The organism is Gilvimarinus algae, assembly GCF_030518215.1.
GTDB lineage: Bacteria > Pseudomonadota > Gammaproteobacteria > Pseudomonadales > Cellvibrionaceae > Gilvimarinus > Gilvimarinus algae.
This window is the reverse complement of record NZ_JAULRT010000059.1, coordinates 202,798-228,131: the sequence shown is the minus strand read 5'-3', so window position 1 is coordinate 228,131 and position 25,334 is coordinate 202,798. Positions and strand designations below refer to the sequence as shown.

20 protein-coding genes are annotated in these 25,334 nt (G+C 57.2%); 11 read left to right on the top strand and 9 right to left on the bottom strand.

Going from position 1 to position 25,334, the window contains the following annotated elements; all coding sequences use genetic code 11:
* Positions 1–16 precede the first annotated feature (16 nt).
* A complete protein-coding gene (gene rnt, locus QWI16_RS12340) occupies positions 17–628 on the top strand; it encodes a ribonuclease T (RefSeq protein ID WP_302713673.1) in 612 nt (203 codons plus the stop codon).
* 275 nt (positions 629–903) lie between these two features.
* Here the strand turns inward: rnt and QWI16_RS12335 are convergent, their stop codons facing one another.
* The gene (locus QWI16_RS12335) at positions 904–1,386 is read right to left on the bottom strand and encodes a MaoC family dehydratase (protein WP_302713537.1); all 483 of its coding nucleotides are present in this window, start codon (positions 1,384–1,386) and stop codon (positions 904–906) included.
* A gap of 172 nt (positions 1,387–1,558) precedes the next feature.
* Here QWI16_RS12335 and QWI16_RS12330 point away from each other — a divergent pair, with 172 nt between their 5' ends.
* Complete coding sequence (locus tag QWI16_RS12330) at positions 1,559–2,377, top strand: universal stress protein (protein WP_302713535.1); 819 nt, start codon at positions 1,559–1,561, stop codon at positions 2,375–2,377.
* Positions 2,378–2,440: 63 nt separating this feature from the next.
* Here QWI16_RS12330 and QWI16_RS12325 read toward each other — a convergent pair whose 3' ends face one another.
* A complete protein-coding gene (locus QWI16_RS12325) occupies positions 2,441–3,073 on the bottom strand; it encodes an RpiB/LacA/LacB family sugar-phosphate isomerase (RefSeq protein WP_302713533.1) in 633 nt (210 codons plus the stop codon).
* A gap of 240 nt (positions 3,074–3,313) precedes the next feature.
* Here QWI16_RS12325 and nagA point away from each other — a divergent pair, with 240 nt between their 5' ends.
* From nagA to QWI16_RS12300, 5 genes are all read left to right on the top strand, one after another.
* Positions 3,314–4,468: an N-acetylglucosamine-6-phosphate deacetylase gene (nagA, locus tag QWI16_RS12320; protein WP_302713532.1), complete on the top strand. Its 1,155-nt coding sequence runs from the start codon at positions 3,314–3,316 to the stop codon at positions 4,466–4,468.
* A 12-nt stretch (positions 4,469–4,480) separates the two neighbouring features.
* Positions 4,481–5,272 (top strand): glucosamine-6-phosphate deaminase, encoded by a 792-nt coding sequence (nagB, locus tag QWI16_RS12315; RefSeq protein WP_302713531.1) that lies wholly within the window; start codon positions 4,481–4,483, stop codon positions 5,270–5,272.
* A gap of 70 nt (positions 5,273–5,342) precedes the next feature.
* Positions 5,343–6,548: a DUF5009 domain-containing protein gene (locus tag QWI16_RS12310; RefSeq protein ID WP_302713529.1), complete on the top strand. Its 1,206-nt coding sequence runs from the start codon at positions 5,343–5,345 to the stop codon at positions 6,546–6,548.
* Between the two features lie 27 nt (positions 6,549–6,575).
* Positions 6,576–7,502: a histone deacetylase family protein gene (locus tag QWI16_RS12305; RefSeq protein WP_302713527.1), complete on the top strand. Its 927-nt coding sequence runs from the start codon at positions 6,576–6,578 to the stop codon at positions 7,500–7,502.
* 51 nt (positions 7,503–7,553) lie between these two features.
* Positions 7,554–7,937: a hypothetical protein gene (locus tag QWI16_RS12300; protein ID WP_302713525.1), complete on the top strand. Its 384-nt coding sequence runs from the start codon at positions 7,554–7,556 to the stop codon at positions 7,935–7,937.
* A gap of 41 nt (positions 7,938–7,978) precedes the next feature.
* Here the strand turns inward: QWI16_RS12300 and QWI16_RS12295 are convergent, their stop codons facing one another.
* From QWI16_RS12295 to QWI16_RS12280, 4 genes are all read right to left on the bottom strand, one after another.
* Positions 7,979–9,232 carry a hypothetical protein gene (locus QWI16_RS12295; protein ID WP_302713523.1) on the bottom strand — a complete coding sequence of 418 codons (1,254 nt, stop codon included), beginning with the start codon at positions 9,230–9,232 and terminating at the stop codon, positions 7,979–7,981.
* A gap of 584 nt (positions 9,233–9,816) precedes the next feature.
* Positions 9,817–12,486 carry a bifunctional acetate--CoA ligase family protein/GNAT family N-acetyltransferase gene (locus QWI16_RS12290; protein ID WP_302713522.1) on the bottom strand — a complete coding sequence of 890 codons (2,670 nt, stop codon included), beginning with the start codon at positions 12,484–12,486 and terminating at the stop codon, positions 9,817–9,819.
* Between the two features lie 106 nt (positions 12,487–12,592).
* A complete protein-coding gene (locus QWI16_RS12285; RefSeq protein ID WP_302713521.1) occupies positions 12,593–13,321 on the bottom strand; it encodes a PRC-barrel domain-containing protein in 729 nt (242 codons plus the stop codon).
* Positions 13,322–13,371: 50 nt separating this feature from the next.
* Positions 13,372–13,956: a porin family protein gene (locus QWI16_RS12280; RefSeq protein ID WP_302713518.1), complete on the bottom strand. Its 585-nt coding sequence runs from the start codon at positions 13,954–13,956 to the stop codon at positions 13,372–13,374.
* Between the two features lie 372 nt (positions 13,957–14,328).
* On the opposite strand from QWI16_RS12280, the gene QWI16_RS12275 reads away from it, so the two are divergent.
* The 3 genes from QWI16_RS12275 to QWI16_RS12265 all read left to right on the top strand — a co-directional run bounded on the left by QWI16_RS12275 (position 14,329) and on the right by QWI16_RS12265 (position 17,565).
* Complete coding sequence (locus tag QWI16_RS12275; RefSeq protein ID WP_302713516.1) at positions 14,329–15,261, top strand: glucosaminidase domain-containing protein; 933 nt, start codon at positions 14,329–14,331, stop codon at positions 15,259–15,261.
* A 123-nt stretch (positions 15,262–15,384) separates the two neighbouring features.
* Positions 15,385–16,611: a glucuronyl esterase domain-containing protein gene (locus QWI16_RS12270; protein ID WP_302713514.1), complete on the top strand. Its 1,227-nt coding sequence runs from the start codon at positions 15,385–15,387 to the stop codon at positions 16,609–16,611.
* Positions 16,612–16,704: 93 nt separating this feature from the next.
* The gene (locus tag QWI16_RS12265) at positions 16,705–17,565 is read left to right on the top strand and encodes an ion transporter (RefSeq protein ID WP_302713512.1); all 861 of its coding nucleotides are present in this window, start codon (positions 16,705–16,707) and stop codon (positions 17,563–17,565) included.
* Here QWI16_RS12265 and QWI16_RS12260 read toward each other — a convergent pair.
* Positions 17,542–18,039 (bottom strand): DUF2938 domain-containing protein, encoded by a 498-nt coding sequence (locus QWI16_RS12260; RefSeq protein WP_302713510.1) that lies wholly within the window; start codon positions 18,037–18,039, stop codon positions 17,542–17,544. The two genes, QWI16_RS12265 and QWI16_RS12260, sit on opposite strands and share 24 nt — an antisense overlap.
* 78 nt (positions 18,040–18,117) lie before the next feature.
* Here QWI16_RS12260 and QWI16_RS12255 point away from each other — a divergent pair, with 78 nt between their 5' ends.
* Entirely contained in the window at positions 18,118–18,528 is a 411-nt protein-coding gene (locus QWI16_RS12255; RefSeq protein ID WP_368045295.1) for a helix-turn-helix domain-containing protein, read from the top strand.
* Between the two features lie 89 nt (positions 18,529–18,617).
* On the opposite strand, the gene katG is transcribed toward QWI16_RS12255, so the two are convergent.
* Together katG and purL are read right to left on the bottom strand one after the other, a co-directional pair.
* Entirely contained in the window at positions 18,618–20,840 is a 2,223-nt protein-coding gene (gene katG, locus QWI16_RS12250) for a catalase/peroxidase HPI (RefSeq protein ID WP_302713508.1), read from the bottom strand.
* A gap of 341 nt (positions 20,841–21,181) precedes the next feature.
* Positions 21,182–25,054 (bottom strand): phosphoribosylformylglycinamidine synthase, encoded by a 3,873-nt coding sequence (purL, locus tag QWI16_RS12245; protein WP_302713506.1) that lies wholly within the window; start codon positions 25,052–25,054, stop codon positions 21,182–21,184.
* Positions 25,055–25,334: the final 280 nt, after the last annotated feature.

Genomic DNA, 25,334 nt, shown 5'->3' with positions numbered 1-25,334 from the left:
AGACAATGCCTCGCCCATGGCCCAGCGCTTCCGCGGCTTTTTGCCAGTGGTCGTGGATGTAGAAACCGGTGGCTTTAACAGTGCACGGGATGCGCTGCTGGAGGTGGCGGCCGTCACCCTGACCATGGATGATGACGGTCTGCTGCGCCCCGACGAAACCCTCGCCTACCACATAGAGCCGTTTGAAGGCGCCAATATTGAACAGTCGGCGCTGGACTTCACCGGCATTGATCTTGAGAGCAGTGACCGCCTGGCAGACCCGGAGCTGATCGCGATGACCGAGCTGCTGCAGGGTATTCGCCGCGCCGTACGCCATCACGGCTGCAACCGCGCCGTGATGGTGGGCCACAACGCCCACTTTGACCTGGGGTTTGTCAACGCCGCCATCGAGCGTTGCGAGATTAAGCGTAACCCTTTTCACCCCTTTTCCTGCTTCGACACCGCCACCTTGTCCGGCTTGGCATTTGGCCATACGGTACTGGCCAAAACCTGCCAGCTCGCGGGCATAGAGTTTTCCAACAGCGCCGCCCACTCGGCCGCCTATGATGCTGAAAAAACCGCCGAGCTCTTCTGCCTGATCATCAATCGCTGGCAGGAACTCGGCGGCTGGCCTCCACCGCTCAGTTAGGCGCCATCAGGCCGGAAATAACATTGCCGGGTGAATGGTGCGGCACAGGGGGCTGCAAGCTGACGGAAAACCCACCCGTGCCCAAGCTTTCGGGCAGATTCGCAATCCAGGCGCCATCATTTTGAGTGGTGTATCCCAACCCATCGACAAGCGTCAACGACGAATACCGGCCTGCCTGAAAGCTCCGAGAACGTGGCCTGGGCGGTGCACCGTCACCGGCGTTTGGCCGAACGCGAGCCCTTGAAATACCAGCACCTCCGCGCAGGTGCGTTAAGTTAGCCGGATGTGCTCACAGTGACCTTGGGCAGTGCCGGCGCCTCAATGGTGCCGCCCTCGGCAGGCGCAATGACTTCAGCCTCGCCGCGGGCCAACAATACCCCATCCTGATTGCGTACCTGACAGTCTATAACCGCCAGCCGGGTGCGCGTCTTGAGTTCTTTGATGGTCAGAGTCACCTGCGCGGTATCACCCACTTTAATGGGCTGCTTGAATTGCAGCGACTGGGCGCGATAGACACTACCCGGCCCCGGCAGGCGGGTGGCGATAGCCGCGGAAACCAGTGCACCGAGCCACATGCCATGGCCAATGGGCTCGCCAAAAACGGTCGTGGCGGCATAATCGCGGTCCAGATGGACAGGGTTGACGTCGCCGCTGGTGGCAGCAAACAGCGCGATATCCGCCGCCGTCAAGGTTTTCTGGTAGTCCGCGCTCTGCCCTTCAGTCAACTCGGCAAAGGCCGTGGCGGTAAGTTGTGCCATAAGGTCGATACCCCAGTGGTAAAAAATCGCTATTGTACCCTGCACGCGCCAACACCGCGCTACCCACAGCGCCGGCAAGTTGCTATGCTTGGCCCTCCAATAAAGAAATGGCGCGACCGGCAAAGCCGCGCCCGAGCTGACGCAAGAGTAAGAGGGATAACCAGGAGAACCCATGTCCAAACAGCAGAAGATGTTTGTAGTTGTGGACCCGAACGACGAGCAACACGTCGCTCTGGAACGCGTGAAAATGACCTCACAACTGCAAGAAGTTAAACCCTTTGTGCACGTTTTTGTCGCCGTCGACGGCGACGCGGTGGACACGCGCGCCTACAACGCAAACCTGGTTCGCGACCAGAGCTGGTTTGAAGAGAAAATTCGCAGCGTCCTGAACGAAGCCGGCGTTGAGCACCTGATTGAGGTGTCCTGGTCGTCTGAGTGGCAAGAGTCGATTATGCAATCGGCCAAACGCGCCAATGCTGACTTGATTTATCTGCCGGTACACGCCAAGAGCGGAGCTCGCCGCTTCCTCTTTACCGAATCCAAGTGGGACCTGCTCAAAGGGGCCTACTGCCCGGTGGTTCTGATTCGCCCCGGTGCCCACGACCAGCGCAAGACCGTTCTGGCAGCGGTGAACTTCCAGGCAACCCGCGATGTGCAAATTGAGCTCAATCAGAAAATCCTGACGGCCGCACGCAATATCAGCGGCGTTTACAACGCCGACCTGCACGTGGTCAATGGCTATCTCGACTCCATGCATTACCCCGACCGCGGCCGCCTGGTCAAAGAGACGGGGCTCGCGGCTGACCACATTCATGTGGATCACGGCTATACCTCTGACGTGGTGTCCAAAATCGCCGAAGAAATCAATGCCGACCTGGTGGTCATGGGGACACTGGGACAAAACGGCATGACCAAGACGCGCCGCGGCAACACCGCCGAGCGCCTTATCGATGCGCTCGATACCGATGTGATGGTGATTAACCACGGTTGAGCACCTCGCACTCACAAAAAAGCCCGGCCAAATGGCCGGGCTTTTTTGTGGCTTTGACATTGATCAGACAAAACGGCGCACAAACGCCTCTATGTCCTTGTCCTGACAGTGTTCAAAGAAGCACTGCTGAAAGCGTTCACCACCCACCGCTTGCTTCACAAGCTCCGGGTCCAAAGCTTCCATGCCCTCAAGATAGGGCTTACCGGTAGCAGCTTTAACACTGTTGAGAATACCGGCATTGGCCACCTGGGATTCACGGCGCTCAGGCGGGTAGCCCTGACCCGTGACGCCGGTAAAAGCCTTTTCGAAAATGTAGCGAATATTGAGCTCAGCGCCCCAACCAAAACCCTTGGCAAACGGCAGGGCCAGCGCGTTGCCATTGTTGATCTGAGCGAACAGGTAGGCATCGGCCGGATCAATACAGTAACCGCAGCAAACCCCTAGGTAAGCGTTGAGCGACATCAGTGCGCCCTGACCCGTACCGCAGCCACTAACGACAAAGTCTACTGCCCTGGCGTTAAGCAGCAAGCTGGCAATAATGCCCAGGTGGATGTATGTCAGGCGATGATCATTGTCACCGTCCATTCCAACGTTAAAAATTTGGTGGTTTTGCTCGGCACCCACCGCCTGAAGCTCTTGCAAAATGACCGGGTTTTTCCCCGCCTGACTGAATTCGTTCATCAACGCAATTTTCATAGAACACTCTCACCGCTTGTGTATTCGACAGGCCAATACTCTAAAGCCAGGGCCACCCTTGGTCAACCAGTTTGGCCTTACCAATAGACCGATACTCACTCATTTGGCATTGCGAGTAGTGCTTGTTTTTGGTGCGTACTGCGCATCTGATTGCAAAAGCCCCCGTTCCGGCCGATAATAAGGTCGAAACGTTCGGGATTGTCAGCCATCCCGGCCTAACGCAACAACAGGTAATCACTGATGAAGCAAGCCCTGACCGGCGCCCGGATTTTTACTGGCGACCAGTTTCTCGACAATAAGGCACTGATTATCGGCGGCTCAGCGATTATTGCTGTATCCGAAAATGACAACGTTGTCCGAGACTTTCCAGACGCGCAGCTCGTGGAGCTGGATGGCGGCATACTCGCCCCCGGCTTTATTGACCTGCAGGTTAACGGCGGCGGCGGCGCCTTCTTCACCAACGACACCAGCGTCAGCGCCTTGCAAACCATGCTGGACGGCCATCGTCCCACAGGCACGACCGGCATGCTGCCCACGCTGATCAGCGACACGCGCCAAACCCACCAGGCGGGCGTCAAAGCGGTAGCCGATGCCGTGGCTCAGGGTATGAGCGGGGTACTGGGTATTCACATCGAGGGGCCGTTTTTCGATATGGAAAAGCGCGGCGCCCACAACGCCAAATACATCCGAGACATCGAGGGCGATGACCTCGACTGGCTGACGCACCTCGACGCCACGCGGGTCATGCTCACCCTTGCGCCAGAACACACGCAGCCGGGTCAGGTCCGCCAGCTGGTCGAAGCCGGCATTATCGTCTGTGGCGGCCACACCAATGCTCATTACGAACAGGTCATGGCGGCCATTGACGAGGGCCTATCCGGGTTTACTCACCTGTACAACGCCATGCGCCCGCAGACCGGCCGCGAGCCGGGTGTGGTAGGTGCGGCCCTGGATTCGGCCGACACTTGGTGCGGCATCATCTGCGATAACCACCATGTGCACCCGGCTTCGGTGCGAGTGGCCATTAGCGCTAAGCCCCGGGGCAAGGTGTATCTGGTCACCGACGCCATGTCCACCGTAGGGAGCGAGCAAAAGTCTTTCACTATTTACGGTGAAGAAATCTTTGAAAAGGACGGTGCCCTGGTCAACGCCGAGGGTCGTCTGGCGGGCAGCGCCATCGGCATGATCGACGCCGTGCGCATCGCCCACCGCGATGTAGGCCTGGCGCTGGATGAATGCTTGCGCATGGCCTCGCTTTACCCGGCTGAGTATCTGGGACTCGCCGATACCCTGGGCCGGATTGACGAGCAGTGTCGCGCCGACCTGGTTCACTTTACCGAAGACTTTGCCGTAACGGCCACCTGGGTGGCTGGCGATTTCAAACAACACCGATAAACCGGAGCACTAATGAAAGTCGTTATCCTGAAAGACGCCGCCGAAGTCGCCGCCTATGGCGCCGAGATTTTTAAAAAGCAACTGCTGAAAAAGCCCGACTCCGTCCTGGGTCTCGCCACTGGCTCCACGCCCGTGGCTCTGTACAATGAGCTGATCAAGCTCAATCAACGTGGCGACATCAGTTTCAAACAGGTAAAGAGTTTCAACCTGGATGAATACCTGGGTCTTGAGGGCGACCACCCCCAAAGCTACCGCTACTTTATGAACGACAAGCTGTTCAATCACGTCGACATTGATAAAGCCCAGACTCAGGTGCCACCGGGAAACGCCGAGGACCCGGTAGCCGCCTGCCAGGTCTATGAACAGGCCATCAGCGACGCCGGTGGTATCGACATCCAGCTGCTGGGCATCGGCCGCAATGGCCACATTGGTTTTAATGAGCCTTCCAGCTCGCTGGCCTCTCGCACTCGTGTTAAAACCTTGACCAAAGCCACTATTGACGACAACGCCCGCTTTTTTGCCGAGGGTGAGTACCAGCCACACTTGTCTATTACCATGGGCATAGGGACGATTTTAGAGTCAAAAAAAGTCGTGCTGCTGGCCACCGGCGAATCCAAAGCCGAGGCTATCAAAGCCACAGTTGAAGGCCCGCTCACCGCGGCGTGTCCTGCATCGGCGCTACAAATGCACAAAGACGCGGTGCTTATCATCGATGAAGCCGCTGCCAGCGAGCTTAGCGATCCCGAGTTCTTTAAGCACATCGAGCAGGAAAACCAAAAACTCGAAGATAAGCTCGCCCGCTAAGCCAGCACACTAGACGGCGGGCTGGACTGCTCCCCCGCCGCAAACAATAACAACAAACAACAGGCCACTTATGAATCAGCTTGCCATCGCCGCCAGGCGCGTTCTGTCCATTGATGTCTTTCGCGGCATTACCATTTTCACCATGGTTTTCGTCAATGAACTGGCAGGCGTGCAAAACGTTCCTGGCTGGATGAAGCATTTGGCTGCCGATGTCGATGGCATGACCTTTGTCGATCTCGTGTTTCCCGCTTTTTTGTTCATTGTCGGCATGTCAGTTCCCTTTGCCACTGCCGCACGCTTAAAAAAAGGCGAGGACCTGCGCCAGATTTTCGGACACGTGCTGATTCGCAGCCTGAGCCTGATCATCATCGGGGTGTTTATGGTCAACACCATCGGCGGGTACGATGAATCGGCTATGGTGCTACCCATTCACTTGTGGGTGCTGCTGATGTACGCCGCCGTGTTGCTGATTTGGTGTCACTACCCAAAACACTGGCCCAGGGCCGCGACACTGGCGCCCAAGCTCGTGGGGGCTACCTTGCTGCTGGTGCTCTGGTACCTTTACCGGGGCAACAGCGGCCAGGGTATGACAACCCAGTGGTGGGGCATTCTCGGGCTGATTGGCTGGGCCTACCTGATGGCCTGTATTGTCTACTTGCTGGCCCTCAAGGTGAGCCACGCCTACGGCCATCTCGCATTTCTGCTACTGGCCGCCGCCGCTCTATTGGGGCTGTTTTTCGCGTTCGACTCCCTGCAGGCCGACAGCGGCTCAGCGTTGGCAGTTCTGATTGAGAACAACCGCAATAACACTCATGCCGCCATAGTGCTGGCAGGCTGCGCGCTGTCCACGGTGTTCTACAACGACACTCTCGCAGGCAATAAAGCCCGCAATGCGACATTGTTTGTGGCCTTGAGTGGCGTGCTTGCGCTGCTGTGCTGGCAGGTATCGCCCATATCCAAAATCTGGGCAACTCCCAGCTGGGGGCTATTTAGCGTGTTTTTCTGCTCTCTGATTTTTGCCGTCACCTATTACTGGGTGGACGTACGTGGCCATACCCGCTGGTGTCAGTTTTTCGCCCCAGCTGCGGCCAACCCACTGCTGGTGTATATCATCCCCTACATTCTTATTGCCGCCTTTGGCCTTGCGGGCCTCAGCTATCGCCCGCAGCTGTTTGACGCCGGCGCAGCCGGTATCGCCTGGTCGCTGGCATTTTCCGTGGTGATTATGTGGATAGGCGCACTTGTGAGTAAAATGGGCGTCAAGCTCAAACTCTAATCCGCCTTTTACGCGATAACTGCCCTTATGTCTGTCGTGATCATCAGCCACCCGAGCTGCGCGCAACACCTCTCGCCCGAGGGACACCCCGAGTGCCCCGAGCGGCTCGATGCTATTCACAACCAGCTTATCGCCAGCGGCCTGGAGTTTGTGATCAGCGAATACGACGCCATCCCCGCAAACGATAAACAGCTACGCGCCGTGCACGAGGCCAATTATCTGGAGAGCTTGGAGGGCCTTGCTCCGGCAAAGGGCGTGCGCCTTTTGCGCGACGATGTCTGGATGAGCCCCGGCACTTTGCAAGCGGCCCGCCACGCCGCCGGCGCTGGCGCCCAGGCCGTAGACCTGATCATGGCAGGCAAAATCAAAACCGCATTTTGTAACGTTCGCCCGCCTGGCCATCACGCCGAGCGCGCCCGAGCCATGGGTTTTTGTTTTTACAACAATATTGCTGTTGCCGCACGTCATGCGCTGGATACGCAACATCTTAAGCGCGTTGCCATACTGGATTTTGATGTGCATCACGGTAACGGCACTCAAGATATTTTTTTTGACGAACCGCGCGTGCTGTTTTGCTCAACTTTCCAGCACCCTTTTTATCCGGGCACCCCCTACCAAACCGGCCGTGAGCATATCATCAACGCCCCGCTTGCCGCCACGGCCAAAGGCGAGGAGTTTCGCGACGCGGTCACCGAGCACTGGCTACCTGCGCTGGAAGCCTTTGCCCCCGAGATGCTATTTATCTCCGCCGGCTTTGACGCGCACCTGCTGGACGACATGTCGTCTATTGGCCTGGTCGAGCAAGATTATCAGTGGGTCACAGAACAACTGCGCGGTTACATGGATGACCACGAGCAGTGCCTCGGCATTGTCTCTATGCTTGAGGGCGGCTATGATCTTCCCTCGCTTGGGCGCAGTGCTGTGGCGCACATCAAGGCACTGGGCAAGCTCTAGGAAACTTCTGTCAAACTGCGCTTATGGCGGAGCCCCACAGGCACTGATTGAATGCTCAAAAAACTGTTTACCGAAAGCCTCTACGTAAAAGTCCGGAAAAATCAGTTTTCCGTTAAAAACCTCTCAGCCAATACGCCCTGGAAAACCCAAAATGCTACAAACGCATTTTCCACTCAGCGCCTGTTGGTGGGTACATTTTCCAATGCAGAGCCCGAGCTCAGAGCCCTTGTGCAGGCCGCTCGAACGACGGGCTGGATTAAAAAAAGCGTGCAGGTATTGATTCAGCCGCTGGAAACCCTAGAGGGTGGTCTGTCTGAAATTGAACAAAGAGTATTCAAAGAGCTGGCTCTGGGCGCAGGCGCGTTTAAGGCAAAAGTTTACACCGGCCCCGAGCTCAGCGATGAACAAGCATTAAAGTGGCTTAACAAGCCATAGACCAACAGGCGCAACTATCTCCCGGCTGCGCCTATGGGTGCTTAAGGCGACTTCGCCTTGGCTTCTTTAATGCTGTCATAGGCCGACTGCGCCTGAAACGGCATAGCCCAGAGAAAATCCATAGTGTGCAGTTGCTGATTGCCCGAGGCACCGGTGTACCAGCGCGGATCCGGCGCGCCCGAGAAGCTCTGCTGCGGCGCGCTGATACCCGCCGTGGGCAGACCATCCGTCGCCTGGCCACCGGGGGTGTTACCAAAGCCGCCGAGCCCGTTTTGCCCCTGCCAGTTCACAGTGGCGCGTGCATGGCACGTCATGCACGAGGAATTTTGAATAAAGCCAAATTCGGTCACCGAATTACCAAGCAAGGTCGGCGTGCCGGTGTCATCGACAAAATCCACCTGGCTCCCCTTCAGGCGGTAGTTGCGAAATACCGGGTCAACGGACTCCATCATATTGGCCAGCGCCGGGTTAATACTCTCTGCTTGGTAATAACCGTAGAGTGGCTTTTTCGCCTGGGTCACGGCAGGTGTTACCCCAAACGAATCGCGACAGCCCAACCAATCGCAGCGCCCGGGGTTGGACACATGCTCAAAGGTCGCCCAGAACCACTGGGGTAAATCCTTGGTGGTAATGTGCATTGCCACCAGCCCCCACTGCTTGCCGTCGTACTTAACCGTATGAAAGGTGTCGCGCTGGACCTTGTCGATTTGCGCAAGATCCACCCAGTTGGTTTTGATCTCAATGGCTTCTACCGGGAAGTCCACATCAAAATCCGTGGAAAAGGCTTTGGCCAGCCCCTGCTGATACCAGAGGTTGTTATTCACGATGTAATCAAACGACGCTTTATTGCGCTGCACCAACTCCACATTGGTGAGGAATGGATCTAGCACGGAGTCGATGGGGGCATGATGGCTCTTGCTCGGCCCCTGCTGTTCAATCGGCAGCAAGCGCCCGGCTTTTGGCCACGCGGGGCAGTAGTCCGGGCTCGCCTTGCTGGTGCTGCACACGGAGGGCACGGGCTTTTGCGGGAAGGTATCTTGGTCTGTGGCAAAGCTGTGCCAACTCGGCAGGCCATCCCGAGGCTGGTTGAGCTTGATAAACACCTCCCAGGCAAACTGATCCGGACAATGCATGGCCTTATTGGGAATATTTTTGTCTGTCTTACACTGTGGAGAGTCTGGCGGCGTAGTACTTGCCCATAAGCTTGACGAGAGCACACTCACGGTCAGCACAATAAGACCCAAAAAAGATTGATGTAGAGAGGGGCGAGCAAACGAAAACACATGGAATGTCATAAAACCTCCTTGGCAATAATCCCGATGCACCTCAAATAGCAGGTACAGACAATGTTACAAACGCAATGCAACTCACAGATCCGGCAAACCAGTAACAGCGATGAAAAAGGGCGGCTTTTCGCCGATAACATCCTTTTTTACACTGCACTGGGTGCGCAGATCAGTAGCAATCCGTAAGCCAAGCAGAAAGCGTGGTTATTATCATCAACCTTTCTCATTGGCCTGTTCACACTATAGCCGATAAATCGGTGGAGCGAGGTATAGGCTGGGGACTTTTGGAGAATCCGCCTTAGAGGACACGCATACGCCCTAGGGAACCTCTGATTAAGTTCTTGTGGTCTCTGCGCAATCTGGCGCGGAGCAGTCTCAAGGCGGCAATTGAAGTTAATGGCCGTCGTCCTTAACAAGATTGCCAACGCTGAGAATGCCCGCGCCAGGCCGTGCCCTTCGGGGCTTTCAGGATTTCTCGCTGACAGCGTTGCGCTCATTCGCCGGGCAACCAGCCCGACTCGATTGCGCGCCTTGCCAGCAAAAAAACCTGAAAGCCAGAGGCCGCAAGGACTTAATCAGAGGTTCCCTAGGTCTTAAAATTCATAGCGCATGCTAATAATCCCCTCATCTATATTCCGCTTGACCACAAACCCGAGGGATCGCGCCAAGCCTGCCATACCGTGGTTTTGCAGCATGGTTTCACCAGTAATGCACTGCACTCCGCAGGCGGCACAGTAGTCGAGCATTTTTTGCAGCAGACGTTTTCCCAGCCCCTGGCCTTTCATGTCCGAGCGGACAATAACGGCGAATTCGCCTTCGGTGTTTTCCGGGTTGAGCAATACGCGCACAACGCCCAGGGTTTCCTGGCCGCCATCGCTTTTCACGGCACTGGCGATAAAAGCCATTTCCCGGTCGTAGTCGATTTGCGTCTGCCGCGCCAGCTGTTCATGACCGAGCTTGGGCAACTCAGCAAAATAGCGGTTGTAGCGGTCGTCGTCCGACAGCTTGCGGTCAAACTCACGGTGGGTAGCCTCGTCTTCCGGGCGAATCGGGCGCAGCAACACGGACCTTCCCGAGGTGAGTTCACAGGTTTCTTCCAGCTCCTTGGGGTAGGGCCGGATCACCAAATGCCGCTGCGCGGGGTCGCCGAGTTTGACGCTGATATCCAGCACCGTCAGCTCACGCCCCGAGGCGAGTACCGGATTAATGTCCAGCTCGTGAATCTCGGGGTTATCGATAATAATCTGATTAACCTGGGTGAGCAGCACGCTCAGCGCATGGCGATCCAGAGGCTGCTGCAAGTGGCGATCGCGAATCTTGCCCTCGGCCAGCGCTTGAATAATCAGATAACGCGCCAGTGCCATATTCAGTGGCGGCAGAGCGACCACCGCGTGGCGCTCGGTATCCAGCTCGCTGCCGCCCTCACCCAGCAAGATCACCGGGCCAAACACCGGATCGTTTTTCACCGCGATACGCAACTCATGGGCGCCAGCGCGCCTGGCCATGTGCTGCAGGGTAAAGCCCTGGACCCGAGCTTTGGGAAAAGTGCCAGCCACGCGCTCAAGCATGTTGTTGGCGGTGAGACGTACCTCGTCGGCTGAGTGCAGGTTCAACACCACGCCACCGACTTCGGACTTGTGCAGAATATCCGGCGAATTAATTTTCAATGCAACGGGAAAGCCCAGTTGCTCGGCTTGCTCGGCCGCCTCCTCGCCATTGCGCACGGTCAGCGTGGGCACAGTATTGATGCCATAGGCGGTCAAGAGATCGACGGCGGCGAGGGTGTCCAACTGGCTCGCTCCAGCCGCGCGCGCCTCGACAAGTACCTGTTGGGCAGCGGGATAGTTGTGCGCGATCTCAGCCGGAATAGACTCGGGGGTTTCCAGCAGCAGCTTTTGGTTGCGGCGGTACTGCACCATATGCATAAAGGCGCCGACCGCGCCTTCGGGCGTGCGAAAAGAGGCAATACCCGCTTTTGAGAAACGCTCGCGTGCCGCCACCGAGGCATTCTCGCCCATCCAGGCCACGAGCACATTAGGAATCCGCCCGGGCTTGCGCTTGATCGCCTGAATGACTTTCGCCGCATAGACATCACCAGCCACCAGCGCCGAGGGGCAATGCAACACCAACAGGTTGTCCACCTCAGGCGCCTCGAGCAATACATCGAGCGCGCTTTGATACAGCTCGGGCGAGGCGTCTCCCAGCAAATTAATGGGATTACCCAAGTGGCCACCCACCGGCACTATCGCCCGCAATTTTTCCAAGGTGGCGTCACTGAGCGCCTCCAGCCGGCCTCCGTTACTAAGCAGTGTGTCAACCGCCATCAGCGATGGGCCAACACCGTTGGTGAGCACCGTGAGGCGCTCGCCCTTGATGGGCTTACCGTGGGCGAGCGTTTCCACAGCCGCAAACAACTCTCGAAGCTCGCCCACACGCAGCATACCGGCTCGACGAAAAGCGGCGTCGTAAACACCATCGGCACCGATTTCGTCGCGGGTGACCTGTGCGGCAGCCTCCAGGCTCTCCAGGGTGTGTCCGGTTTTGATCACCAGTATGGGCTTGTTCACTGAGGCGGCGCGAGCGGCGGACATAAACAGGCGGCCGCGGCGAATATTTTCCACGTAGAGCAAAATAGCGGAGGTCTTGCTGTCCTGACCCAGATAATCCAGCAGCTCTGCGTAGCTGATGTCGGCGGCATCGCCCAAGGCAATAAAATGAGAAAAACCAATTTTACGCCGCTCAGCCCAATCCAGAATGGTGGTACACACCGCCGAAGACTGGCTGATGAAGGCGATTTTTCCCTGCTGTGCCCCCGTGTGGGCGTAACTGGCGTTCAGACCAATGCCCGGCACCATCAAACCCAGACTGTTGGGACCAAGAATGTGCATTTGCCACTTCCTTGCGGCGGCGAGCATAGCCTCCTGCACACTGCCCTGCTCGCCCGGTAGTACGCGAAGCCCCGCAGCGATCACGATCGCATTGCGACAACCGCGCTCTCCCAGCTGATCGACTATGTCAGGGACGCGATCACCGCGGGTGCAGATAATCGCCAGATCCGGCACCTCGGGCAGATCGGCAATGGAGGCGTAGGCGAGAACGCCGTTAATGGCTTTGTATTTGGGGTTCACCGGCATAATCGGGCCGGCAAAAGAGGCTTGCAATAAGTTGCGCATAACGGCGTTGCCGGGGCGGTTGGCACGGTTGGACGCGCCGATCACGGCAACAGAGGTAGGTCGCAGGAGTTTTTCAATGTAATTGAGCATGACCGGATTTTAGCGCAATGTGCCGGCCCTGTCTGACTGGTGTTGGATAAAAGCGCTGGCCAGTACTCCGGGAGCACCACAGGCACTCCCGGTAGCAGGTCTGAGACTAACGAATCACTGCCGAGTACTTGTCTTCATCGTACTCGGGCATGTTATCCAGCATGTTTTCATCAAGCGGCGTATCCCACAGCAGCTGGTTCCCCTGCAGGCGCAGCTGGCGGGCGTCGACCAGAACGTCTTTATCGCCGATATTGGCGAAACCACCCACGCTGACCACCACGTTAGTGACTTTTCCGCGTTCGATCATGACGTCTTCTACTTCGCCTACGGTGTCACCGGAGCGGTTGACCACCTCGCGGTCTTCCAGCATCTCTTCGGTCACGCCTTCAGCGCCGGCCAGCGAATCGTTTGCACCGGAGTGGCGCTGCTGGATCTGCTCTGGCCCGGGCTGACCCTCGGCGCCATTCATGGCGAGACCGCCAGTCTCCTCGGACAGACGATCACTGCGCAGCAACTCGCGGGCAAATACCGAGTACTCCTCGCTGTTCAGACGCTGGTTATCATCACTGTCAAAGCGGCTCATCAACATGTCTTCGCTCCAGCCACGCTGAGTCAGATCTTTTTGATAGACGTCTTTGAGCTCTGAGAACTGAATGTCGCCGCTGCCGTCCTTATCAATTTGCGAGAAGGCTTGTAGGTTTACCGAGGAGTCGTAAACACTTTTTTCCGCTTGTGACTTTTCCATACCGGCTGCCATGGCCATAGAAGAGCACATCAGAGCACCGGCCAAAGTCAGTGAAAGGGTTTTTGCAACAGAGTGAGTTTTGATAGTCATAACAATTACCTCAATGGTTAGTTTAAAAACGCCCCCACCATTCCGAAAGTTCAGAATGTGTACTGCAGGTTCACGCTGGCGAAATCGACGTCCATATCAATGTCCTGGGTTTGCAGAACGTTGACTTCGTCGCGTGAAATATCAAAGTTAAAGCGCTCGTATTCGATGCGAAGATCTAAGTGCTCCGCCAATTGAAACTTGGTGCCTGCCCCCCAGAACGTCTCGTCGCCGTCAAAGTCTTCATCCAGGCTGCCGATGTCAGTTGATACTCGCGCATCGGCATCCCACCATAGCTGTCCGCCTTTGGCGTAAACGGAAAAGACCTGAGTAATCGGCGCCTCGATAATCAGGCCAAGGGAGGCACCGGTAGGGTCAAAACTGAACGCGCCGTTACTGGCCTCGTCAAAATCGATGTAAGCGCCTTCAATGCCGATGTACTCATTGAATTTTAAAACCGCAAAGGCTTTTTTTGCCGCTTCGTCTTCAGAGAAATCTTCATCCTTCAGCTTGGTTAAACCGTAACCACCGCCGATAGAGAACTCCGGTTGAAACCTCCAACCGCTTTCCGCTTGTTGCGCAAAAGCCATTGAAGACAGCGCCGAAAGCGCCACGACCGATGAAATTTTTTTAACCATAACTACGACTCCTAGAACAATGGTGATGAAACATACTGACTGGCCTATCGCAACCAACGTGCCAAATGTTCACACACCCGCTCTTGTAAGACGTCGGTCACAAAACCTCTCCTTTTTTGTGACCACTGACAACAAGTTCACGCAAACCACCAACGCAGGCGGCCCACTTCACGCAGCTTTTACAACGAGATCGCAGTTTTTTCAGATGTTCTATTCGATCAAATGCTTAAGACCAACCCGCTTACCCAAAAAATAAACCAAGATTGACAGATAAGGTTATTCAGCAAAGGCGATTTTTTTGGCTATGCTCAATGGGGATCGCCCCAACCGACCGAGACCTCTATCCATCGCTCACACTGAAAAGGTAACAACATGGAACGCCTTACCGTTTTGCTTTTTGCATTGATAGCGAGTGTATTAACCCCATGCCTGGCTGAGACCGTGCCGCACACTGCCAGTGGTGGAGAAACCACCATTGAGACTCGCTCTTTAGAGGACTATAAACAGCTGTTGGATCTGTTTAACGGGCTCGATTACACCGAGCAACAGTGGCTTGAGGGTATGCGTGAGGTACCAAGGGTCTACCTGGCCAGCATTCCTGAGCGCTGGAGCCACACCAGCCAAGAGCAAATGCAGGTCAAACTGAAAAAGAAGATTTTCTTTCGGACTCTGGGGCCTTTGATTCTGCGCAGCAACGAGATGATTCTAGCTGAGCGGGATCGGCTGCTGGCGCTGGCCGACAGCTCATCGGCGCTCACGCCCGCGCAGCAGACCGAGCTTGCCGAGTTAGCGAGGCGCTATCGCGTGCAGTGGGAACCCGAGTCGCCCAAAGCCGCCGTGGATGAGCTGCTGCTCAAAGTGGACACACTGCCGGTTTCGCTGATTCTGGCCCAGGCGGCCGAGGAAAGTGGCTGGGGAAGTTCGCGCTTTGCCTTTGCCGGCAACGCCCTTTTTGGCCAGTGGACCTGGGGGGACGATGGCATCACCCCGGCGCAGCAGCGCAGCGGTAAAGGTGACTACAAAATAGCCCGGTTTGACACACCCCTGCAGTCGGTGCAGGCGCACGGGCTCAACCTGAACACTCACCCGGCCTACGAGTCTCTGCGGCAACTGCGCCAACAAAAGCACCAGGAGGGTCAAGCGCTCGGGGGCCTCGAGGCGGCCACCACCCTGACGCGCTATTCCGAGCGCGGCGAAGCCTACGTAAAAACTCTGCAGAGCATTATCCGTTACAACAAGCTCGATGGAACGGATAGCGCTTACCTCAAGGAGATGACCGCTCTGGTCCTGATTCCAAAACCCTGAGCGCTCGCCATTGCGTAAAGGTCACAGAGACCATATGATTTGCGCTTGCGAACTCTCCGCGCACCGGCCCCTGGGGTTGGTGCAAAACCGCAATCATAAAAACGCATACGCACCGGAGTGCTCATGACCGGAAAAGCGCGGTATTTCCGCTGGCCGCTGTTGGCGATATTCGTGTTCTGTGCGGGCTCACTGGCCCAAACTCCGGAAGACAGCGGCGCCGCTTGTCCACTTACTCCGCCGGCAAGTTTTAGCGAGCTCCCCCACATCGACGCCCTACCCACCCCCTTCGTCTATCGGGACGGGCGGGCCGTAACCAGTCGCGCCGACTGGAGCTGCCGCAGGCGCGAGATCAGCGCCCAGTTGCAACACTGGATATATGGCGACAAGCCGCCGCCCGGCGCCGAGGTCAATAGCCACCTGGAAAAGGACGCCCTGACGGTCAAGGTTGCCGACAACGGCCAGAGCGTCTCTTTCACCGCAAAAATACTCTGGCCCACGACGGGTAAACCGCCCTATCCCGCCATGATTGGTATAGGGCGCTCCTTTCTCGACAATCAGGCGCTGCTGGATCAAGGCGTTGCCATCATTGAATTCCCCAACAACGACATCGGCGATCAATCAGGCGCCGCCGCGCGAGGCCAGGGGAAGTTTTACAAGCTCTACGGAAAAGACCACAGCGCCGCCTCGACCGTCGCCTGGGCCTGGGGTGTGAGCCGGTTGATCGATGCACTTGGCGCCATCACAGACAGCCCCATTGACGCGAACCGGTTGGGCGTTACCGGCTGCTCACGCAACGGCAAAGGCGCCCTTGTGACAGGCGCGCTGGATGAACGTATTGCTCTGTCGATTATCCAGGAGAGTGGCTCGGGGGGTTCAGCCTCCTGGCGCGTGTCCGAAGCCATGAAAGAGGCCGGCGCCAATGTACAGACGGCCAGCCAAATCGTCACTGAAAACACCTGGCTGACACAAGCGTTCGCACGCTTCGCTCAGCAGGTGGATAAGCTGCCCGTGGACAACCATCAACTGCTCGGGTTGGTGGCGCCCCGGGGTCTTCTGCTTTTAGAAAATACCGACATGGAGTGGCTGGGGAACAAAAGCGCTTACCTTTCAGCACTGGCCGCCCGAGAAATCTATGCTGCGCTCGGTGCCGAGCAGCATATAGGCATCACCCAGGTTGGCGGACACCAGCACTGTGTGGTCCCCGACTCGCAAAAAGCTGCCATCCATGCTTTTGTCGAGCGCTTTCTCCTCGGTCAGAGTGTGAACACTCGGGTGTGGAGCACAGACGCCGATTACACCTTAGACCTCAAGCGCTGGATACCCTGGACGACGCCTAATCTAGCGCCTTAGAGAATCACACGCCGGACTTGCGGCGCAGGGAGTGAATGTTGCAGCATAGGCTCTGCCGCGTTTGGACGGCAACCTCCGACAAGAGCGCAGACCATGCACACGACACCGCCCGAGCAGGCAACCGAACCCGCCGCTAACGAGAGCCTGCGGCAAAAGCTCAACCGCATCATTTTCGGCTGGGAGAGCCCGGCGGGAAAGCTATTTGACGTCTGCCTGATCTGGGCCATTTGCATCAGCGTGCTGATACTGATGCTCGAGTCTGTGGAGTGGATTGTCAGAGACTACGACCTCTGGCTCCGGACGGCTGAGTGGACCTTCACCCTACTGTTTACCGCCGAGTACATCGCCCGGGTTTACTGCGCCAAGCGCCGCTGGGAATACGTCAAGAGCTTTTACGGTATCGTCGATTTGCTCTCGATTTTGCCCTCGTACCTCGCGTTTTTTATTCCCGGTGCCAACAATTTGTTGATTATCCGTCTGCTGCGGGTACTGCGTATTTTTCGAATTTTGAAGCTCGCCCGCTATTTGAGCGAAGCCAACCTATTGATGCGCACCATGCTACTTGCCCGGCGCAAAATTCTGGTGTTTTTTTCCTCAGTATTGGTGCTCTCGGTGATCTTTGGCTCGCTCATGTACATGGTCGAGGGGCCGGCTCACGGTTTCACCAGCATTCCCAAAAGCATCTATTGGACGATCGTCACCATCACCACCGTTGGTTATGGGGATATCGTGCCGCAAACGGTATTGGGACAGATCATCTCGGCCGCCGCCATGCTCACCGGTTACTCCATTATTGCCGTACCCACTGGCATACTCACCGCCGAACTCGCGCAGGAAATGCAGCGCGATCGTTACCGGCGAAGTTGCCCTGGCTGCAAACGCAGCGGCCACGAAGCCGACGCCGCCCACTGCAAACACTGCGGCACCGCTCTACCCCAAGTGCAACAGCGCTGACAGATACAGTCCAAGACCAAACACCGAGTGAGTCACCAGGCTTTTTAGCCGAGCTCGCCAGGGCGAGGGCAGCTTGCTTGCTGCCACACCCGCACCCAGGCAAGGCTGCATAATAAAAAATGGCAAGACAACCGTCGTCACACCAAAAACCAAGGCCGGCAAAAAACGGGGCGAGTGCAACCACTGTTCGCCCGCAATGCTCACAAAACCCGCCGCAAAGGCAATACCCGTTACGTAGTGAAACCCCCAGCCCAGCCACAACTCTCCCCTTACGGCAGGAGTGCTGCCGATAGCGGCGTGCCTAAAGCGCCCGGCGGGCATATGCCCCAGCCAGCGCCCCACCAGCCGAAAATCCAAGGAAGCCACTGAAAACATGCGCTTGAGCAACCACCACCAGGCATCCAGTATCAAAGTTGCACCTACACCCAAAATACATACCTGCAACCACCACTGTGGCTGAATCACAAAGCTCATACCGCCTCCTAAAACCCTTGCAATTAAAGCAGCGTACAACTTAAAGTTGACTTTAAGTCAACTGCCGGAGGCGACCAGATGTCATTGGATATTGGCGAAGTGGTGCGAGAGTCGGGCGTGGCCGCCTCCACCTTGCGATACTATGAAGAAAAAGGGTTGATTCGATCCATAGGCCGCAATGGATTGCGCCGACAATTCAACGCCGACGTATTGGATAAGCTGGCGCTCATCAATATTGGCAAGGAGGCTGGTTTTAGCCTTGAAGAACTCACTGACATGTTCGGCGAATACAAACGCCCGGCCATTGACAGAGATAAGCTGCTGCACAAGGCTAACGATTTAGAGCGCAGCATAAAGCGTTTGAGCGCACTGCGGGACGGGCTGCGCCACGCAGCCAAATGCCCCCAGAAAAATCACTTTGACTGCGCCACCTTCCAAAGGCTGCTCAAGCTGGCAAGCAAAAGAAAGAAGCGATCCGCCACTCGATAACCGCAAACCACTAACCACAAAAAAGCGCTCCCTGGGGAGCGCCTTGCGTCGGTAAGCACCGTATTCAGGCGAATAGTCGGCCCGATTGTTTATGCCAGATCAAAGCGATCGGCATCCATCACCTTGCACCAGGCTTTGACAAAGTCGCTGACAAAACGCTCTTTGGCATCATCCTGAGCGTAAACTTCCGTCAGCGCACGTAGCTGCGAGTTGGAACCAAACACCAGATCCACGCGAGTGCCCGTCCATTTAAGCTCGCCAGTTTTGCGGTCTCGCCCCTCATAGACATTGTCATCGCTGGTCGGTTTCCACTCGGTGTTCAAGTCTGTGAGGTTGACGAAAAAGTCATTACTCAACTGCCCGGGCTTATTGGTCAACACGCCGTGCTGCGCGCCCTGATAGTTGGCATTTAGCACACGCATGCCACCGACCAACACCGTCATCTCGGGTGCGCTCAAGCCGAGCAGCTGTGCTTTATCCACCAACATTTCCTCAGGTGCGGAAGTGTAGAGCTTGCGACTGTAGTTGCGAAAACCATCGGCCTCTGGCTCCAGCGGCTCGAAAGATTCAATATCCGTCCAATCATCAGTGGTATCCGTACGCCCTGGATGGAAGGGAACATCCACCTCAAAGCCTGCGTCTTTTGCGGCTTTTTCAATCGCCGCGCACCCACCAAGCACGATTAAGTCGGCCAGCGAAATTTTCTTACCCCCGGACTGCGACGAGTTGAAATCGCTCTGAACCTTCTCTAGGGTCGCCAGCACGTCTTGCAACTGTGCCGGGTGATTCACCTCCCAGTCTTTTTGCGGCGCCAGCCGAATGCGCGCGCCGTTGGCCCCACCGCGAAGATCCGAACTGCGGAACACCGACGCCGAAGACCAGGCGGTATACACCAGGTCGGTGACCCGCAGGCCCGAGGCGAGAATGCTCTGCTTGAGCTGGGCGATGTCGTCCCCATTGACCAGTGGATGATCCACCGCCGGCACCGGGTCCTGCCAGATCAAATCTTCGGCGGGCACCTCGGGGCCGAGGTAACGCACTTTGGGGCCCATATCCCGGTGGGTAAGCTTGAACCAGGCGCGGGCGAAAGCGTCGGCAAACTCTTCCGGGTTCTTGTGGAAGTGCTCGGAAATTTTGCGGTACTCGGGATCTTCCCGCATGGCCATGTCAGCGGTCGACATCATAATACCGACACGTTTGCTCGCATCTTCGGCGTCGGGGGCGTGGTCTTTTTCGGCCAGGTTTTTCGGCACCCAAATATTGGCGCCCGCCGGGCTCTTGCCGAGTTCCCATTCATAGCCGAACAGCACATCAAAGTAGCTCATGTCCCACTGGGTCGGAGTCGGCGTCCAGGCACCCTCAAGTCCACTGGTGATGGTGTCGCGGCCTTTGCCCGAACCGTGTGTGCTAATCCAGCCAAAGCCCATCTGCTCAATCGGCGCCGCCTCTGGGTCAGGACCTACGTGAGCGGCATCGCCAGCGCCATGGGTTTTGCCAAAGGTGTGACCGCCGGCGGTGAGGGCAACGGTTTCGTAGTCATTCATGGCCATGCGTGCAAAGGTTTCGCGAATGTCACGCGCCGAAGCAAGTGGATCAGGATTGCCATCGGGGCCTTCGGGGTTGACATAAATCAGGCCCATTTGCACAGCGGCCAGCGGGTTTTCGAGTTCGCGATCGCCACTGTAGCGGCTGTTTTCCTTGTCGCTGGTGGCCAGCCATTCTTTTTCAGCGCCCCAATAAATGTCCTCCTCGGGCTGGTAAACATCCTCCCGGCCACCAGCGAAGCCGAAAGTTTTAAACCCCATGGATTCGAGCGAGACGTTACCTGTGAGGATAAACAAGTCAGCCCAGGACAACTTGTTGCCATATTTTTTCTTGATGGGCCACAAAAGACGGCGAGCCTTGTCCAGGTTGCCGTTGTCGGGCCAGCTGTTCAGAGGCGCAAACCGCTGAGTGCCGGTGCGCGCACCACCACGGCCATCGCCCAAACGATAAGTCCCGGCACTGTGCCAGGCCATGCGAATCATAAAGGGACCATAGTGTCCGTAATCCGCCGGCCACCAATCCTGTGAGTCTTTTAATACCGCTTCAATATCCTTTTTAACCTCAGGCAGGTCGAGCTTGTTGAATTCACTGGCGTAGTCGAAGGCGTCGCCCAGAGGGTTGGATTTGGGGTGATTCTGGTGAAGGATGCCGAGGTTCAACTGGTTCGGCCACCAGTGTGCGTTGCCGGTGCGCTCCTCAGAGAGCTTGGTTCGCGAGCCGTGCATGACCGGGCATTTGCCCTGACCGGGGGTGTTAGTGGCGCCCATGTTCTATATCTCCTGTACACAGTGGCTTGGGATGAGTGATCGTTCCATGGTCAAACTATAGCCGCGCCCTAATTATTAATAAAATTTCTTTTATTTAACTAGCTAATAGCAATAAACAATACAAAGGCGGGCCAGAGCCCCCAAAGTATGGCCCACAGCACAGGGTGCCGCCATAAACCCAAGGCACCGCTATAACCCCCCCCAGGCAACGGCAGAAATTTAAGGTGCCGCCGCGACCAACCCTCGAGTGCCGTCCTGCCCTACGTCAAATCGCGGACATAAAAAAGGCGGGCCACTGGCCCGCCTTTGAGTGCTAGGTTTTCAATGCAGCGGCGACTGAATCACCCCACAAAGACCCTGGCATTGCGGAATAACCGCAACCAAGCACCATCTTCGCGCCAGTCATCCGGGTGCCAGGAGTTGGCCACCGCACGGAAAACCCGCTCCGGGTGCGGCATCATAATCGTCGCCCTGCCATCCTCGCTGGTGACACTGGTAATGCCCAGGGGCGAACCATTAGGGTTGGCGGGATAATGCTCGGTCACCTGCAGGTTGTTGTCCAGATAGCGCATGGATACCAGGCCGCTGGTATCGCAGCTCGTCAAGGCGCTGTCATCGGCGAACTCCGCACGCCCCTCACCGTGGGCCACAGCCACCGGCAAGTGAGAGCCAGCCATCCCCTGAAACAGCACCGAGGGAGACTCCTGCACTTGGACCAGCGAAAAGCGCGCTTCGAACTGCTCAGACAAGTTGCGCACAAAACGCGGCCAGTGAGCGGCACCGGGAATCAGATCTTTCAAGTTGGACATCATCTGACAGCCGTTGCACACCCCGAGGCTAAAGGTATCGGCGCGGTTAAAAAAGCTCTCGAACTGATCGCGCACCTGTTGGTTAAACAGCACTGTCTTGGCCCAGCCTTCACCGGCACCGAGCACGTCGCCATAGGAAAAACCGCCGCAGGCCACCAGGCCCTTGAACGTTTCGAGCCCCATACGTCCGGCCAACAGATCGCTCATGTGCACATCCACAGCGGCAAAACCGGCGCGGTCAAAAGCCGCTGCCATTTCAACGTGGCCGTTCACGCCCTGCTCGCGTAATACCGCGATGCGCGGGCGCTCGCCCGTGGCGATATACGGCGCGGCTATGTCGTCGTTGAGGTCGTAGCTGAGACTGACAGAGAGCCCCGGATTGGGCGCCATAATCGCATCGAATTCCTGGCTTGCGCACTCCGGGTTGTCCCGCAGGGCCTGCATCTGGTAGCTGGTTTCGCTCCACAGGCTCTGCAAAATCACGCGACTTTGGTCAAACACCAGCTCGCCATTTTGCGCAATGCGCAGCCAGTCGTCTTCATTGGGCGCGCCGATAACATGAGTCATACCGGCCAGACCCGCATCGGCATAGAGCGCTTTCACAGCAGCGCTGTGTTCCCGTTTAACCTGCAACACGATTCCCAGTTCTTCGCTAAACAGTGCCGCCAGCGGGCATTCACCGAGGTCATTGATGTCCACATCCACACCGCAATGACCGGCAAAGCTCATCTCCGCCAAGGTGGCAAACAGACCACCGTCGGAGCGATCGTGATAGGCGAGCAACCAGCCCTGCGCCAAGGCTTTCTGCGTCGCCTCAAAAAAGCCCTTCAGTTGCTCGGCACTGTCGAGATCCGCCGGGGTATCACCCAGCTGGTTGTAGGTCTGCGCCAGTATGGAGCCGCCGAGGCGGTTCTTACCAGCGCCCAGATCAATCAACAGCAGTTCGGTATCGCCCTGGTCAGTGCGCAGTTGCGGAGTGACCGCCAGGCGCACATCGGTGACCGGTGCGAAGGCGGAAATCACCAGAGACAAAGGCGCGGTAACGGCCTTGTCTTTGCCGTCGTCCTGCCAGGCTGTGCGCATGGACATCGAGTCTTTACCCACAGGAATGGTAATGCCCAGCGCCGGGCAGAGCTCCATCCCCACAGCTTCAACCGTGCGATAGAGCTTTTCATCCTCGCCCTTGTGGCCGGCGGCACACATCCAGTTGGCGGACAGCTTGATGTCTTTCATATCGGCAATCGGGGCGCAGGCGATATTGGTGAGCGCCTCACCAATGGCCATACGACCTGAGGCCGGGGCGTTCAATAGCGCCGCGGGGGTACGCTCGCCAATGCTCATGGCCTCGCCTTTGACCGAGTCGTAGCTGACAGTGGTCATCGCGCAGTCGGCCACCGGCACCTGCCAGGGGCCGACCATTTGATCGCGCGCGACCATACCGGTCACCGAACGGTCGCCGATGGTAATCAGAAAGTTTTTTGAGGCCACGCTTGGGTGCTTGAGTACGCGCTCAGCGGCCTCATTAATGTGAATCTCAGAGGTGGTGAACTCATCCGTCGCCGGTGTATAGCTCGACGCCTCGCGGTGCATTTTCGGCGGCTTGCCGAACAGCAGGGACATCGGCAAATCGACGGGCTTGGCATCAAAGTGCGTGTCGTTCACCAGCAGGTGCTGCTCGCTGGTGGACTCACCCACCACAGCGTAGGGGGCACGCTCACGCGCGCAAATTTGCTCAAAGCGCTCAAGGTTTTCCGGCGCAATCGCCAGCACATAGCGCTCTTGCGACTCGTTGCACCAGATCGCCAGCGGGCTCATGGACGGCTCGTCATTGGGCACATTGCGAAGCTCAAAGCGGCCGCCACAGCCGCCATCTTTTACCAGCTCCGGGAAGGCGTTCGAAAGGCCGCCGGCGCCCACGTCGTGAATAAAGGCGATGGGGTTTTGATCGCCCAACTGCCAGCAGCGGTCGATCACCTCCTGACAGCGGCGCTCGATTTCCGGGTTCTGACGCTGCACCGAGGCAAAGTCCAGATCCTCTGAAGAGCTTCCCGAATCCATGGAGGAGGCTGCACCGCCGCCCAGTCCAATGAGCATGGCTGGGCCACCCAAAACGACCAGCTTGCACCCCGCGCTGAAAGGCGGTTTGTCCACGTGCTCGGTGCGAATATTACCGTAGCCCCCGGCCAGCATAATGGGTTTGTGGTAGCCGCGGCGCTCGCCGTCGTAGTTCTCTTCAAAGGTGCGGAAGTAGCCGCAGATATTGGGCCGGCCAAATTCGTTGTTAAAGGCTGCGCCACCAATGGGGCCATCGAGCATGATGTCCAGGGCGCTGACGATGCGATCCGGCTTGCCGTAATCCTGCTCCCAGGGCTGGATAAACGACGGAATCTGCAGATTGGAGACGCAAAAGCCGGTCAGCCCCACTTTGGGTTTGGAGCCGCGCCCCACGGCGCCCTCGTCGCGTATCTCGCCACCGGCGCCGGTGCCGGCGCCGGCAAACGGGGAAATGGCCGTGGGGTGGTTGTGGGTCTCCACTTTCATCAGCAAGTTGATGGCCTCGCTGCTGTAGCGGTACTCGCCGGTGTGCGGGTCGGGGTAAAAGCGCCCGGCCTCAGGTCCCTCGACCACGGCGGCATTGTCGGCATAGGCTGACATCACCTGCTCGCCACCACACTCGAAGGTGTTTTTGATCATTTTGAACAGGCTGCGCGGCTGCTCTTCGCCATCCAGCGTCCAGGTGGCGTTAAAGATTTTGTGACGGCAGTGCTCGGAGTTGGCCTGGGCGAACATCATCAGCTCGACATCCACTGGATTGCGGCCGAGCTTTTGAAAATTCTCCACCAAGTAATCTATTTCATCATCGGCCAGCGCCAGGCCCAGCTCGCGGTTGGCAGTCACCAGGGCATCGCGCCCACCGCCCATGACATCCACCGTGGTTTGCGGGGCTGGCTCTGCGTGGTCAAAAAGGCCTGCAGCGGCATCAACGTCGGTGAGCACGGACTCTACCATTCTGTCGTGCAGCAACGCCTTGATCGACTCGCGCTCGACTCCCTGAATATCACCTTGCAGGTGATAGCTGATGCCCCGCTCCAGTCGCTTGATTGAGAACAAACCGCTGTTGTGTGCGATGTCCGTCGCCTTGGATGACCAGGGCGATATGGTGCCAAAGCGCGGGATCACCAAAAACAACTCCCCCTCGTGCGAGACCTCAGCCATGCGCGGGCCATAGGTCAAAAGCTGCCCCAGCACACCCTGCTCAGCATCCGACAAAGGGGCGGATAAATCGGCAAAATGTGTGTATTCGGCGGCCACGCCCGTCACCCCGGGGGCGACATCCTGCAGGCTGGCCAGCAGCTTCTGGGTACGAAAAGGGGAAAGTGCGGGAGCACCGGGCAAAATCTGCATAGCGGGTTGCCACCTCAAGCTTGCGGGGTTGGAGTTGTGTAGACATCCGGCCGCCGACTGACTCCATCCTGTGGGTCAAGCTGAGGCAGCCGCGAGAGGGCGGCTATTGTACTGCAATTGCTCCTGATTGGCAGCCGCCCGTGCTCGTCCGGGCCGACTTTTTGGTGACTTTACCAAAGCGGCCCTGCAATCATAACCAAAAACGCCAGCAAAACCTTGGCCTTACGCCAAAACGGCTTTGGACGGCGGCAGATGAATCGACTAAAATTCAACCAGCCCT